This window comes from Leucogemmata humicola (assembly GCF_055379415.1).
The window spans coordinates 3,319,080-3,333,008 of sequence record NZ_AP040875.1 but is presented as its reverse complement, the minus strand read 5'-3'; the positions used below and the strand labels follow the sequence as shown (position 1 = coordinate 3,333,008).

The following is a 13,929-nucleotide window of genomic DNA, read 5'->3' as shown; positions in this document are numbered from 1 at the left end:
GCATGCGCCGCAGCAAGCCAGAGCTGCTGGTTGCGACGCTCCTTCTGCTGCTTCTGGGTTGGTACGTCTGGTACACGCATAGTGTCATCCAGGACCTTCGCGCCGACGCGCGCCGGTCGAGCGACATGTACGTTCGCGTCTACCACGCTTTGGCCGACACAGCGGCCGGCGCGGAAACGCAGGCGCTGCTCGGTCTCGCGACCAGCATTCGCGAGCAGGGCGTTCCGCTGATCCTCACCGATCGGAAAGGCGTGCCGAACGATCACGCGAATCTGCCCTTCGATGCGAAGGGAGATTCGGTACCGAACGACGATCCGCGAGTAGCCGCGTACATCGACGTGCTGGCGAAACGACATCCGCCCGTTGTCGATTCGCTGCTCGGCAAGATCTACTACGGCGATCCGCCCGTCGTGAACGGCCTGCGCGTGATCCCGATGCTTCAGGTGGTGACGGCACTCATCCTGTTGATCGCTGGCGGCTACATCATTCGAACACGGCATGATGCGGCGCGTGAGCGGCTGTGGGCTGGCATGGCGCGGGAGTCGGCTCACCAGCTAGGAACGCCGCTCTCGAGTCTCAGCGGATGGGTCGAGCTCATGGAGGAGCGGGCAACAGACGATTCCTCGCACGCCGCAGTCGCGAATATGCGCGGCGATCTCGAGCGTTTAGATCGTGTCGCGCATCGCTTTGAACGCATTGGCCGCGAACCGAAGTTCGAGCCTGTCGACGTCGGGGCGATCGTGGGCCGGATCGTCCGCTATTTCCAGGCGCGCGTGCCGACGCTCAAGAACACGATCGTCATCGAATCCGCCGTGGATTCGGATTTACCGCGAGTCTTTGGCGATCCGGTACTCCTGGAGTGGGCGGTCGAAGTGCTGACCAAGAACGCGATCGACGCGCTCGCCGGGCGCGGCGGCACGATTCGCGTGTCCGCGACACGCGTGGGTGACGATAGCGCGATCATCGCCGTCGCCGATGACGGACCAGGCATTCCGCGCGAACTTCGAGCGCGCGTGTTCGACCCCGGCTTCTCGACCAAGAAGAGCGGGTGGGGCATCGGCCTCTCGCTCGCAAAGCGCATCGTCGAAGAGAATCACGGCGGAAAACTCACGCTCGCACCAACGGAGCGAGGAGCGACGTTCGAGATTATCCTTCACTGATGTCGATGCTGCTCGATGAAAAACTGACCGCCGGCCTCAACCCGGCGCAGCGTGAGGCCGTGCTCCACGTCAACGGTCCGCTGCTCGTTCTCGCTGGCGCCGGATCCGGCAAGACACGCGTACTTACGACGCGCATCGCGCGTCTGATCGACATCGAGGGCGTAGATCCGCGGCAGATTCTTGCCGTGACGTTCACGAATAAAGCTGCCGGAGAAATGCGTGAGCGCATCGGTCGCATCCTCGGCGCCGAACCGGCGGGAATGTGGGCGGGAACGTTCCACGCCATCGGGGCGCGAATGCTGCGCTCTGCCGCACACCTCGTCGGGCGCACGCCGTCGTTCACGATCTATGATCAGGACGACTCGCTGAACGTCATCAAGCGATTGATGGAGCAGCACAACATCTCGACGAAGAACTTCACGCCGCGTGGCGTGCAGTCGGCGATCTCCGACGCGAAGAACGCGCTGGTCATGCCGAGCGAATTCGAGCGACTGGCGATGGATCCATTCGCCAAGGCAATCGCTCCAATCTTTCGGTCGCTCGGCGACGCGCTCCAGACGTCGAACGCCGTTGATTTCGACGATCTGCTCGTGCTGCCCGTGCGCTTGCTGCAGAACCATCCCGACAAGCTCGCGCAGTATCGCCAGCGCTTCCAATACATCCTGGTCGACGAGTATCAGGATACGAACCGCGCGCAGTACGAGTTGATCAAACTCCTCGGCGGCGGGCACACGAACGTCTGCGTCGTCGGCGACGACGATCAGTCGATTTATGGTTGGCGCGGCGCCGACATCAAGAACATTCTCGACTTCAACAAAGACTTCCCCGAAGCGACTGTCGTACGCCTTGAGGAGAACTACCGTTCCACGCCGCAGATTCTCGCCCTCGCCAACGCGGTGATCAGTGTCAACACGCAGCGAATGGGTAAGACGCTGCGCGCAACACATCCCAGTGGCGAAGCCATCACGGTGGTTCGTTCGCTCGACGAGCGCGATGAGGCCGAGTTCGTGGTCAGCGAGATCATGTCCCGACGGTCGGCGTCGAATGCGCTCCGGCTCAACGACGTTGCGGTCCTCTATCGCACGAATGCACAGAGCCGCGCGATGGAAGAAATCCTTCGTCGCCACGCGCTGCCGTATCGCCTCGTCGGAGCGGTGCGCTTCTACGACCGTCGCGAAATTCGCGATCTCGTTGCCTACCTCAAGCTGATCGCCAACCCAGCCGACGACGAGGCGTTTCGCCGCGCCGTGGGCGTTCCGAAGCGCGGCCTCGGTGAGACGACGATCGAGCTGCTTGCCGACCAATCGCGTCAGCGCGGTGTGCCGATGTTCGAAGGTGCGCGCCTCGAGGAAGTGGTTTCCATACTGCGCCCAGCGGCGCGAGCATCGCTCGCCGAGTTCATTCGACTGATCTCATCGTTGCGCGAGCGGATTGCTGACGTGGCCGTCGACGAGCTGTTGATGGAGCTGGTCGAAGCGATTCGCTATGGCGATTACCTTCGCGCCGAGGGTCCGGAATCCGCGGATCGCCTGCAGAACGTGCAAGAGTTGGTGACGAGCGCAGCCGAACAGGTGGTCGACGATCTCGGAGAAGTCGGTCTCAGCCCACTGGATCACTTCCTCCAGCGCGCGATGCTCGTTGCCGGCGCGGACGATCTGAGCGCGGATGCCGATGCCATTACGCTCATGACGCTGCACAACGCCAAGGGTCTCGAGTACCCAGTGGTGTTCGTCACGGGGCTCGAAGACGGACTCTTTCCGCTCGCCAAAGCGTATGAGGATCCGCCGCTGCTCGAGGAGGAGCGCCGCTTGTTCTACGTGGGAATAACCCGCGCCGAGCGAAAGCTGTATATCACCTTCGCCGAGGAACGTCGGCGCAATGGCGAACTGCTGCCGTCGCGCCAATCGAGCTTTCTCGACGATATTCCCGACAACATGATCGAGAAGCGAAGCACCATCAAAGTGCGAAGCTCCGGTCGTTCGGTGATGCGTGCAGGCGGCAGCGACTACAACAGTTACGGCAACCGCGGGTTTGGTTTCGGAAGTGGTGGAAGGTCGCGAGTCAGCGACGATGCTCCGGTGCGCCCGTCGCCGTCTGCCCGGCGGCCGGGAACGCCGGTGGTCAGCTTCGCTTCGGCGACTCCAGTGGAAGAAGAGTCGCAGGACGCGGCGCGACTCGTGATTGGCGCGCGAGTCAAGCATCGAAAGTTTGGCAGCGGCACGATCGCCGAACTCTCCGGCAGTGGACGTGACGCAAAGGTGAAAGTGGACTTTGACGACGAAGCGATCGGCCGAAAAACGCTCGTCGTCGCGCAGGCCAACCTCGAACGAGGCGATGAATAGTGGCTGTCACGCTCGACGACGTTCGTCATATCGCCGCGCTCGCGCGCCTTGGACTCGATGACCAGCGCGCACAGGCGCTCGTCGGTGAACTCAATACCATCCTCGCGCACATGGATGTCCTGTCACAGGTCGACACCTCTGGCGTCGACGAGTCGGCTGCGCGCGCCAACGCCTCGCCACTGCGTCCGGACGTTGGCCCAGCGATTCCGCTCGAGCGGGCGCGTGAAGATTTCGCGCCGAGCATGCGCGACGGGTTTTTCCTCGTGCCGCGCTTGTCGACGCACGAACAGCCGGAGTCGGCATCGTGACCGCGCCAACGTCGCTGTCCGCAGCGGAACTGCGTGAGTCAATCGTGCGCGGCGACATAACCGCAGGTGCGGCGGTGCGCGCGAGTTTCGAGCAAGCTGCTGCCACGGGTGCAGGACGCGACGGTCTGAATATCATTTTGCATCAAGACGAGAACGCGTCGCGCAATGACGCTGCCGATCTCGCACGCGTGTTACCTGATCAGCGGGGTCCGATGTACGGCGTGCCCGTCGTGGTCAAGGACAACATCGCGACGACCACGCTACCTACCTCATGCGGTTCGCGAATTCTCGAGGGCTATGTCAGCCCGTACGAATCCACCGCGGTGCGTCGTCTGCGCGAAGCGGGTGCGATCGTCGTCGCAAAATCGAACATGGACGAGTTCGCGATGGGCTCGTCCACCGAGAACAGCGCGTACGGCCCGACAAAGAATCCGCTCGCACCGGATCGCGTCCCCGGTGGTTCGTCCGGTGGATCCGCCGCCGCGGTTGCCGCGGGAATCACGCGCATCGCGCTTGGGTCGGAGACCGGTGGATCGGTGCGACAGCCAGCGGCGTTCTGTGGGATCGTCGGAGTGAAACCCACGTATGGTCGCGTGAGTCGCTACGGTCTCGTGGCCTTCGCGTCATCGCTCGACCACATCGGCGTGTTTGGTCGAAGCGTCGACGACGCGGCGCTCGGCCTCGAGGTGATTGCTGGGAGTGATCCGCGCGACGCCACGAGCGCAGTCAAGCCCGTGGAGCGATATCGCGACGCGGCGCGCGGTGGTCTCACGGGAGTCGTGATCGGGCGTCCCGTCGAGTATTTCCCAGACGACCTCGATCCTCGCATTCGCGCAAAGTGTGATGCTGCGCTCGACGAGCTCAAACGGCTTGGCGCCGAGGTGCGCGACGTTTCGCTCCCGCACACGTCGCTTGCCATCGAGGTGTATTACATCATCGCACCGGCCGAGGCGTCGTCGAACCTCGCGCGGTTCGATGGTGTGCGTTACGGTCTTCGCATCGAGGGCGACGGGCTCCGCGCCATGTACGAAGCCACGCGATCTCGCGGCTTCGGCGCCGAAGTGACGCGACGCATCCTGCTCGGTACGTACGTGCTGTCGGCCGGATACTATGACGCGTACTATCGCAAAGCGCAGCAGGTGCGCGCGCTGATCACGCAGGACTTCGCCAACGTCTTTGACAGTGGCGTTCATCTGCTGTTCACGCCGACCACGCCAACCCCGGCATTTCCGCTCGGCTCCAAATCGGATCCGTACGAGATGTACCTGAGTGATGTCTTCACCTGCACGGCCAACCTCGCCGGCGTGCCGGCGATGTCGGTGCCTATCGGGCGCGTCGACGGTCTGCCTGTTGGAGGGCAGTTCATCGCTCCGCACTTCGGGGAACGCCAGATGTTCGTCGCGGGTTACGCACTCGAACGGGTGCTCGGTTTGGAGGCACAGCGATGACCGCGGCCTCTGTTGAAAAGGCGCAGCGCTATGAGATGGTCGTCGGTCTCGAGGTGCATGTGCAACTCAAGACGGCGACGAAGATTTTTTGTTCGTGCTCCACGGACTTCGGAGCCCCGCCGAACCAGAACACGTGTCCGGTGTGCCTCGGACTTCCAGGCGCGCTTCCCGTGCTCAATGCACACGCAGTGGAGTTGGCCGCCAGAGCCGCACTCGCGCTCGAGTGCCAGGTCCACACGACGTCGATCTTCGCGCGAAAGAACTACTTCTATCCCGATTTGCCGAAGGGTTATCAGATCTCTCAATTCGATCGCCCTCTGGCAACTGGCGGCCGCGTCGAGATTGGCGTGAAGGATGACGGGACGGTGCACGCGATTGGCGTCACGCGTTTGCACATGGAAGAAGACGCCGGAAAGTCCGTGCACGATCGCTTTCCGGGCGTCACGGCCGTCGATCTCAATCGCGCCGGTGTTCCGCTCGCCGAGATCGTGAGTGAACCGGACATTCGTGGCTCGGCCGAAGCCGACGCGTATCTCCGTGCCGTGAAGCAGATCCTGGAGTTTGCCGGCGTGAGCGACGTCAACATGGAGGAGGGAAGCCTTCGCGTCGACGCGAACATTAGTATCCGCCCGTTCGGCGAGACGAAGCTTGGCACGAAGACGGAAGTTAAGAACATGAATTCCTTCTCGTCTGTCGTGCGCGCCCTCGAGGTGGAATACAAGCGGCAATGCTCCGTCCTCGACGCCGGCGGTACGATCGAGCAGCAAACGATGTTGTGGGATGATCGCGCCGGAGAGGTGCGCCCAGCGCGATCGAAGGAGGGGAGTCACGACTATCGCTACTTCCCGGAGCCAGACCTTCCGCCGCTCGTCATTCCGCTCGAGCGCATCGAAGCGCTGAAGGATTCGTTGCCTGAGCTGCCGGCGTCTCGCCGTGCGCGCTACCGTCGCGATTACTCTGGCCTGACCGACTACGACGTCGAAGTTCTCACGGCGTCGCCAGCTTTGGGTGAATATTTCGAGCAAGTTGCCCGTCAGAGCGGCGACGCAAAGACCGCGGCGAACTGGATGATGGGCGAAGTCCTCGCCGCCGTGAACGCGACAGGACAGTCCATTGCACACTTCACCGTTCGACCTGCCGATCTCGCGGCGCTCCTCGGCATGGTGCGCGACAATGTCGTGAGCCACAGTGCGGCCAAGCAGATCTTCGCCACGATGGTCAAAACCGGCGATCGTCCGAGCGACATCGCCGATCGTGAGGGTTTGCTCAAGGTCACCGACGACACAGCGCTCATCGGTTGGATCGATGCCGTGTTCGCCGAGTTCCCCGCCGAAGCGCAGCGTTTCGTTGGTGGTGAGAAACGCCTACAAGGTGTGCTCGTGGGCCACGTGATGAAGCGCTCGAAGGGCAGCGCCGATCCCAAGCGCGTGAATCAGCTGTTGGCGGAGCGGGCCGCGCCTGGCGCGTAGATCGGTTTGCCGAGGCGCGACGCGAAGGTGAGCGCGGTCGTCGGCATACCGAAATATCGATCGGCTTCTTCGTGGAGACGCTGTTCGTCGCCCTCGCGCAGCACCTGGCGGCGGACACGCTTGGCCAACCGCAGCGCCTGATCGCCCGACGGGTCGAGTCGATATGGCTCGGCGCCGTCCATGCGCATCAGCAGGTCCATGATGAAGTCGTACGACCTGGCGATGTATCGACCCACGTCGTCGTCAGCGAGATCCCACCGGCTGCGCTCCTTCATCATCTGAAAAATTCGCTGCCACGACTCGTTGTCGGCAGCGATCACCATTCCGCGAAAAATTCGCCGGTTGGTCGGCGTGCTGAAAATCGTCGGACTCAACACGCGGTCGAGCAGACCGTCAGATCGCGAGTGGTCGATGAGAATGAGTTCACGAGCGCGACGGGCGCACTCCGTGCCCAAATGCGTCTCGAAGCGACTCTCCCAGTACGAATGGCCGAAGCCTGACGTGCTGGTTGTAACCGCGAGTTGCTTCGGAACGAAGTAGTTGTGGGCGACTGAATCGGCGGCGAGATGGGCGAGATATCCGAGCCCGAACGCACGCAATGGATCGTCGCGCGCGCCGTCGAAGATTTCCATCCCGACATTCCACGAATGGCAGTGCCGGCCAGCCGGTGCGTACTTCTTCGCGATGCTGGTGTCCGCCGCGATCGAGCCGTACAGGAAATCGTACGGAAATTCCTGCAGCAGCGCGGCGACCGCTGGCGGCAGAACCGCGAGCGAGCGAAGAATTGCTTCGCCGAGGAAGACGTGCGTTCCGGGCGTCCACGCGTGGGCCGTACCCGGAGCAATCGCGAGAGCGATCACTGCCACGACGAGCCATCCCGCGACACGCCGCGCGCTGAACCACGCGCGGCGCGACGGGAGTGCCTTAGACACCAAGACGCTTCCGCTGTCGGCGGACGGCTTTGCGCAAATCGTCGAGCTCCGACGCAACGGCGTCGTCGATCGCTTCGCGCGCGCGTCCCATGTACTCGCCAATGTGCTCGCGATAGTCACCGAGCTGATCACGGATTTCATCCCGTGGAATTTTATCCCACATCTCCTCGCCGCGGTGGGCCGCCCAGCGGGCGCCGACGCCTCCGAGGCGGGCGGCATGGCGGCCGGCCCAACCGGCGCCGCGTCCGACCGTCTCGATCACCGGCGTCATGGGACGACGCCCAGACGGTCCGCGGCGGAGCATGTACAGCAACCCGCCGCCGATGGCGACGCCGATCAGCGCCGCCGTGAGGAGATCGTATTCGTTCTCATGCCCGCCTTCGGCTTCCCGGACGCGGACGGACGCGCGGGGCTGCTGGGAGCGCCTGCGCGGCTGATTCGGAGCTGCTGTCGTGGCCATCACCTTCCTCCTGAGTCATCATGTCGTCGGCCACCTCGGCCGCATCGAGCTCGTCAGACGCAAGGTCCATCCCACCACGACGGCGAAACACCTGCGCGCCCCGTTGAACTCCTCGAACCGTCGATGCCGTGGAGACGAACAGGTGCTCTGCTTCCTGGCGGACCACGGATAGAAGCGCGTTGAAATCGCTGATCTGCTGTTCGGCCAGCGACATCGCCTCCTGAACCCGCTCATTCGCATCGTGCAGTGCGGCGTTCACCTTGTCCACGTCGCTGCGTATCGCCGTGGTAACGAAGCTGACGTTCTCACTCACCCGGCTGGTGTTGCGAACGATTCCCGCGATGTCGTCGTGCGTCCGCTCGAGCAGCTGTTGGACGCGCCGATGGGTCTTTCTGAGCTCAAACGCGATCGGGATCGCGACGACCGTTAGCACGAGGAGCGCAAGCGCGATGAGGATCGTCGCAACCTCGGTGATCTGTTGCAACACGCTCGGCATCGCGAAAGGCCTCGATGGGAAATGGTGCGTCGCTCGGCCTCTGATGGGCCGGCGTTGAACCCACGATTTTTTGCAAAGGCGGGGCCAACCACTCGGCCGGATCCTATCCTGGGTTCGGCGCGAGTGTCAAGCCAACGCTCAACGACAGCATGGATTGTGCGCCTTCCCATTGACCGCGACTCACGAGGTCGTTCATTCTTCGCGGATTCTCACATTCGCACCATTTACCGCCCGCACATGAGCGCACTGCAGTTCGTCGTCGAAGGGGGAAGGAAACTCTCCGGAACGATTCGCCCCTCCGGAAATAAGAATGCCGCACTGCCAATTGTGTGCGCAGCCCTGCTCACCGAACATCCCGTCACCCTCGAAAACGTCCCGCGTATCCGCGACGTCGAGACACTCGTCGAGCTCGTGGCTTCATCGGGCGCGAACGTGAACTGGAGCGGACGAAATACGCTCGAGATTCACGCCAAGACGGTCCGCGCTGACAAGCTCGATCCGTATCTCTGCCGAAAGATCCGCGCGTCGATTCTCCTTGCCGCGCCAATGCTGGCTCGTTGCGGCGAAATCGAACTGCCACCGCCCGGCGGCGACGTCATCGGACGCCGCCGCGTCGATACGCACTTTCTCGCACTCGAACGCCTCGGTGCGTCGTTCGAGCTGAACGACAGCTTTCACCTGTCGACGCCCGGTCTTCGTGGCGCCGACGTGTTCCTCGACGAGCCGAGCGTCACCGGCACCGAGAACGCGCTCATGGCTGCGGTTGCCGCCAAGGGCACCACGGTGTTGCGCAACGCTGCCAGCGAGCCTCACGTGCAGGATCTCTGTCACTTCCTCGTCGCGCTTGGCGCCGAGATCGACGGGATCGGCACGAACAAGGTCACCGTCAACGGCGGTCGACAGCTCGGTGGCGCCACGCACCGCATCGGTCCCGATCATATTGAAGTCGGATCGTTCATCGGACTCGCCGCCGTCACGTCGTCGCAGCTCCGCATCGCCGACGCCGGTGTCGAGCACCTTCGCTCCACGCTCATGGGCTTTGCTCGACTCGGCGTGTCGTGCGTAATCGACGGCCAGGACCTCGTCGTGCCGGCCGAGCAGGAGAAGGTCATTCAGAGCGACCTTGGCGGTCACGTTCCCAAGCTCGAAGACCAGCCGTGGCCGGCGTTCCCGGCCGACACCATGTCCATCGCGCTCGTCACGGCGACGCAGTGTCAGGGACTCGTTCTCATCCATGAGAAGATGTTCGAGTCGCGACTGTTCTTCGTCGACAAGCTTGTCGGAATGGGCGCACGTATCGTGCTCTGCGATCCGCACCGTGCACTCGTCAGCGGACCATCCAAGTTGCGCGGAAGTTCGGTCGAGTCTCCCGACATTCGCGCCGGAATGGCCATGCTCATTGCCGCGCTGTGCGCCGAAGGCGAAAGCACGATCAACAACGTCGGCCAGATCGAGCGCGGCTACGAACGAATCGACGAGCGGCTGCGCGCACTTGGCGCGAACGTCGAGCGCGTGGAAGAGCGACGCGGCTCGTGAGCGCAGGGGGCAGCATCGCGGCGGAGTCCGAAGTCGTGCCCGGACTCGCCGCGTTCGGCATGCGGGCGTTCACCACGACTCGACAGGTCGGAAGCTTCGGGACAGCGAGCGACGAGCCAGTTCGCGTCGTCATGGGGCGATGGTCAGCGCTACGCGGCGAACTCAGCACAGGAGGTTCGCGTCTCGCAACGGCCATTCAGGTTCATGGTTCAAACATCCTCATTCACCAGCCGGGATGGGCTGGCTGGCTGAGGGGCGAGTCAGCCGACGGGCACATCTCTGTCGATCGAGGAACTGCGCTCGCCGTGACCGTTGCGGACTGCGTCCCCGTGTTTGTCGCGCATCCGGCGGGCGCCATCGCGTTACTACACTCGGGGTGGCGTGGAACGGCGGCGCGAATCGTCGAGCGAGCGATTGACGCGCTCGGTGCGCGCGGCTTTCCCGCCGATGAGTTGCTGATACACACCGGACCAGCGATCTGCGGTGCATGCTACGAAGTCAGCGCCGACGTCTATGCCGAGCTCACCGGATCAAACCCCGGTAAACCCACGACGATTGATCTGCGCGCGCTCATTGCCGAACACGCAAACGCTCGTGGCGTCAGACAGATCACCACGAGCGCGTCGTGTACTCGGTGCAACAACGATCGGTTTTTCTCACACCGAGCCGGCGACGGGGGTCGCCAGCTCGGCGTGTTGATCAGCGACCTGGAGAGCTGAGCGACGCCATCGACTGTACGCGCTCGAGCGCTGGATCGTTTTCCGCGCGCATGAGCGCCGCGCTCGACTTGACGACAACGTCCGGTGCGAGTCCAACGCCCTCGAAGGTTTTCTTGTCGGCCGTGTACTCGATCCACTGCGACAACTCGTACGTCCAACCGTTCGCGAGTTCGCGCACGATCGGTCCGCCCGTCACGCCTGCCGTCGTATCGCCAACGATCTTGGCCGAGCCCGTTCCGCGCATCGCGAGAACGAAATCCTCGGCGCTGCTGAAGTCGTGACGATTGCTCAGCACGTACACCGGTCCGGTGAATTGGCGCGGACCGCGTGGAACCACTTCGGCCGGAATGAAGTCGGTGAAGTCTCCGTGGCCTGAGCCATTTCGAATGCGCAGATACCCGAACGTCTTCGATTTGTCGGTGAAGCGTCCAGCAATGTCGATTGCCAGCGTTCGATTTCCGCCGTTGTTGTTGCGGACGTCGATCACCATGGTATGAACGTCTTTCAGTTTGTCGAGAACTTCGTCCATCTCTCCGGCCCAACCGTCGCCGAGAAAGCTCTCGATCACGGCGTAGCCGCCGTTGGTTCCCACCCGGCCGTAGCGAATGTGGCCGCCGCTCGTCACCGATCCCGAGGTGATGTACCGACGCATGGTGGTGTTGGCGTTGTAGTACATCGCCGCGGTATCGTACGGCGAGATGTACCGCATCGTGCTGCCCGGCCCAAACGGTGTGAGCGACACGTGCGGATCATGCAGTTCGGCGAGCATCTTCGACACGACCACCGCGAAGTCGATATCCGACTTTGCCGCGATTGCCTGTGGGCGATACTTCGCGCCAACGGCTGTCCAGTCGATTCCTTTCAGCTGAAAGAACGAGTAGTGCAAATCGAACTCGCGCCACACGTCTTCAAAGACGGCGGTGCGATCGGTCGACGGTGGCGGGCCGAGGATCGTGTCGCTGCACGCTGCACTCGCGACGGCGAGCGTCGCGGCGATCAGGGCTTTCAGCTTCATGGCTTCCCCCGGCCGAAGCGTGCGACAATGCCGAGCGAGAACGAGTTCGTCACCGAGCGTAACGCCTGCGGTTCGGTGAGATCCATCGCGCGAAGGCGATAGGCGGCGAACAAACCGAGTCGGCGGCGTTCCGACGACTCGTAGCTCACGCCGGCGTTGACGGCGCGCAGTGAGCTCGGTGAGGCGAACGAGAACGTCGGTGCGGGACGCTCCTGTCTCGTGTCGGCATAGGGCCGATGCACGAACCCAACGACTGGCGCACCAATGTCGACGCGCGCGAGGCCGTCGCCGATCGCCTTGCCCCACGTGACCTGCGGTCCGAGCGACACGACGCCGTGCACGTAGTCTGAGACTGTCGCGCCGGGATCCGCGTACTGATGCCGAAGCAGCCCGCCGCTCGCATCAGCAAAGAGTCCGACGCCGAAACCGTGGCCCGGTGTTGCACCGAGTTCACGAACGAGACTGAGCGCCAGACGGCCGTCGAACGACGTCTCTCGGGCCGGCGTGCCGGCGGTGAGGTGAGTCGTGTAGGAGCCGTGCGCGCCGTCGAATGTCGTTGCAAAGCTCCAACGCCCGAACCCGCGGCGCATGCCGAGACCCAGGTTGTACCCGAGGCCCGTGAATGTCAGCGGTGAGGCGTTGAGATCGACGTGTGAATTCGACGCAAGGCCGTTCGTGATCGTGAAGGACGAGGAGTAGGGGCTCGTCCCGCTTTGTGCGCTGCTTACACGCGCGGCTAGCACACAGAGGCACGCCGTCAGCGGCGCGACCGATCGTCGCCAATTGAACATCAACATCTGCCCTAATGAGGAAATACTAAAGGCGCCACGAGCAGTGGTGGGAACAACCTGGCTCGTTCGCCGAACAGCGGAGCAATGGTGGGTGGTGCGAAGAGACGTGCGGGGGGTCTTGCCGTCAAGACGAGGAAGCGTTCGCCTCGTCAATGCTCGAGATCGCTGAAGCGACTCGCTCTAGGTCAAAAGGTAGGATTTGCGGCTTGAGCCCGCTCGTATCGATCGGCGTGGTACATCGAACGCAATAGACCGACGCCGATGCGCACGTCGACACGGCGTGCAGAAGCCAACAACTGACAGTCGCAGTACGGAGGAGTAGTAAACATGCAGCAACGTAGCTTTCGTTTCACGCGGTGGCTTGTACCCGCATTGGGCGGTGCGCTCCTTCTGGGCAGCGCTGCCTGCGACGACAAAATCACCAACTCGCTCGTGCTGGTTGCGAGCAACATCTCGGTAAGCGCGGCCAGCAATGGACAAACCGGCATCGCCGGTCAGGCCCTCGCTCAGCCAATTGTAGTACACGTCTCAGATCAGAATGGTGCCTCACTCGCCAATGCTGTGGTCGGTTGGACGATTGTGTCCGGCGGCGGTTCAGTGAGCTCAGCCACGAGTCTGACGGACGCAGCTGGAAACGCGTCGGTGACGTGGACGCTTGGACCCGCCGTCGGCGTGGATTCCCTGCGGGCAGCGATCGCAACGGGCGCGTCGGTTACGATCACCGCCACGGCAACGGCAGGACCGCTCGCAACGATCAACAAGACAAGCGGCGACAATCAATCAGTGCTCGCCGGAACGATCAGCGCGCCGATGGTGGTGACGCTGGTTGATCAGTTCGGCAATCCTGTTGCCGGCGCGACCGTCGCGTGGGCAGTGACGGGCGGCGGCACGTTGAGCGCAGCCTCGTCGACGACCGATGCGAATGGTCAGGCGTCGGTGACGCTGACCACGAACGCAGTCCCCGGAGCAGCATCGGTGTCCGCGAGCAGTGGCGCGGCAACGCCGGTGAGTTTCTCCGTGACTGGTACTTGATCACGAAGCGACACTAGTGAGGTTGGCTCGCTCGATGTGGTTCCTCGAGCGAGCCGCACCTCCTCTACGAACGTGTCCCGCCAACCGCGCTCACCGTCGTGAGCGATCTCTCACAATCGATGCTGTGGCGCGCCCCGACGTTCGGGGCGAAATTCGCGCGCCCAATCCCCGTCGATTGCGCATCCGCCTGTGCCCGCAACGCGTTGTCATTAAACGCGTTC

13 protein-coding genes are annotated in these 13,929 nt (G+C 63.1%); 8 read left to right on the top strand and 5 right to left on the bottom strand.

What is annotated here, in order from left to right; genetic code table 11:
* The first annotated feature begins 2 nt into the window (after positions 1–2).
* The 5 genes from AC6H4Z_RS14025 to gatB are packed head-to-tail and all read left to right on the top strand — an operon-like array spanning position 3 to position 6,727.
* Positions 3–1,160, top strand: a complete 1,158-nt coding sequence (locus tag AC6H4Z_RS14025) for a sensor histidine kinase (RefSeq protein WP_497542578.1) — start codon at positions 3–5, stop codon at positions 1,158–1,160.
* Positions 1,160–3,502 carry an ATP-dependent helicase gene (locus tag AC6H4Z_RS14020; RefSeq protein ID WP_497542577.1) on the top strand — a complete coding sequence of 781 codons (2,343 nt, stop codon included), beginning with the start codon at positions 1,160–1,162 and terminating at the stop codon, positions 3,500–3,502. The genes AC6H4Z_RS14025 and AC6H4Z_RS14020 overlap by 1 nt, the downstream gene beginning before the upstream one ends.
* Complete coding sequence (gene gatC, locus AC6H4Z_RS14015; protein WP_497542576.1) at positions 3,502–3,810, top strand: Asp-tRNA(Asn)/Glu-tRNA(Gln) amidotransferase subunit GatC; 309 nt, start codon at positions 3,502–3,504, stop codon at positions 3,808–3,810. The genes AC6H4Z_RS14020 and gatC overlap by 1 nt, the downstream gene beginning before the upstream one ends.
* Positions 3,807–5,258, top strand: a complete 1,452-nt coding sequence (gatA, locus tag AC6H4Z_RS14010) for an Asp-tRNA(Asn)/Glu-tRNA(Gln) amidotransferase subunit GatA (RefSeq protein WP_497542575.1) — start codon at positions 3,807–3,809, stop codon at positions 5,256–5,258. Before gatC ends, gatA begins: the two co-directional genes overlap by 4 nt.
* Complete coding sequence (gatB, locus tag AC6H4Z_RS14005) at positions 5,255–6,727, top strand: Asp-tRNA(Asn)/Glu-tRNA(Gln) amidotransferase subunit GatB (RefSeq protein ID WP_497542574.1); 1,473 nt, start codon at positions 5,255–5,257, stop codon at positions 6,725–6,727. Before gatA ends, gatB begins: the two co-directional genes overlap by 4 nt.
* Here gatB and AC6H4Z_RS14000 read toward each other — a convergent pair.
* The 3 genes from AC6H4Z_RS14000 to AC6H4Z_RS13990 form a co-directional block, all read right to left on the bottom strand.
* The gene (locus tag AC6H4Z_RS14000) at positions 6,691–7,659 is read right to left on the bottom strand and encodes a zinc dependent phospholipase C family protein (protein WP_497542573.1); all 969 of its coding nucleotides are present in this window, start codon (positions 7,657–7,659) and stop codon (positions 6,691–6,693) included. The genes gatB and AC6H4Z_RS14000 overlap by 37 nt on opposite strands.
* Positions 7,652–7,930, bottom strand: a complete 279-nt coding sequence (locus AC6H4Z_RS13995; RefSeq protein ID WP_497542572.1) for a hypothetical protein — start codon at positions 7,928–7,930, stop codon at positions 7,652–7,654. The genes AC6H4Z_RS14000 and AC6H4Z_RS13995 overlap by 8 nt, the downstream gene beginning before the upstream one ends.
* Before the next feature lie 97 nt (positions 7,931–8,027).
* Entirely contained in the window at positions 8,028–8,615 is a 588-nt protein-coding gene (locus tag AC6H4Z_RS13990) for a DUF948 domain-containing protein (protein WP_497542571.1), read from the bottom strand.
* Positions 8,616–8,852: 237 nt separating this feature from the next.
* Between AC6H4Z_RS13990 and murA the strand changes: the two genes are divergently transcribed.
* Together murA and AC6H4Z_RS13980 are read left to right on the top strand one after the other, a co-directional pair.
* Positions 8,853–10,151, top strand: coding sequence for a UDP-N-acetylglucosamine 1-carboxyvinyltransferase (gene murA / locus AC6H4Z_RS13985; RefSeq protein WP_497542570.1), 1,299 nt, complete (start codon positions 8,853–8,855; stop codon positions 10,149–10,151).
* A complete protein-coding gene (locus AC6H4Z_RS13980) occupies positions 10,148–10,870 on the top strand; it encodes a purine nucleoside phosphorylase YfiH/LACC1 family protein (protein WP_497542569.1) in 723 nt (240 codons plus the stop codon). Before murA ends, AC6H4Z_RS13980 begins: the two co-directional genes overlap by 4 nt.
* Here AC6H4Z_RS13980 and AC6H4Z_RS13975 read toward each other — a convergent pair.
* The gene (locus tag AC6H4Z_RS13975; RefSeq protein WP_497542568.1) at positions 10,851–11,885 is read right to left on the bottom strand and encodes a S41 family peptidase; all 1,035 of its coding nucleotides are present in this window, start codon (positions 11,883–11,885) and stop codon (positions 10,851–10,853) included. The genes AC6H4Z_RS13980 and AC6H4Z_RS13975 overlap by 20 nt on opposite strands.
* Positions 11,882–12,682, bottom strand: a complete 801-nt coding sequence (locus AC6H4Z_RS13970; RefSeq protein ID WP_497542567.1) for a hypothetical protein — start codon at positions 12,680–12,682, stop codon at positions 11,882–11,884. Before AC6H4Z_RS13970 ends, AC6H4Z_RS13975 begins: the two co-directional genes overlap by 4 nt.
* A 321-nt stretch (positions 12,683–13,003) precedes the next feature.
* Between AC6H4Z_RS13970 and AC6H4Z_RS13965 the strand changes: the two genes are divergently transcribed.
* Positions 13,004–13,708: an Ig-like domain-containing protein gene (locus tag AC6H4Z_RS13965; protein WP_497542566.1), complete on the top strand. Its 705-nt coding sequence runs from the start codon at positions 13,004–13,006 to the stop codon at positions 13,706–13,708.
* Positions 13,709–13,929 lie beyond the last annotated feature (221 nt).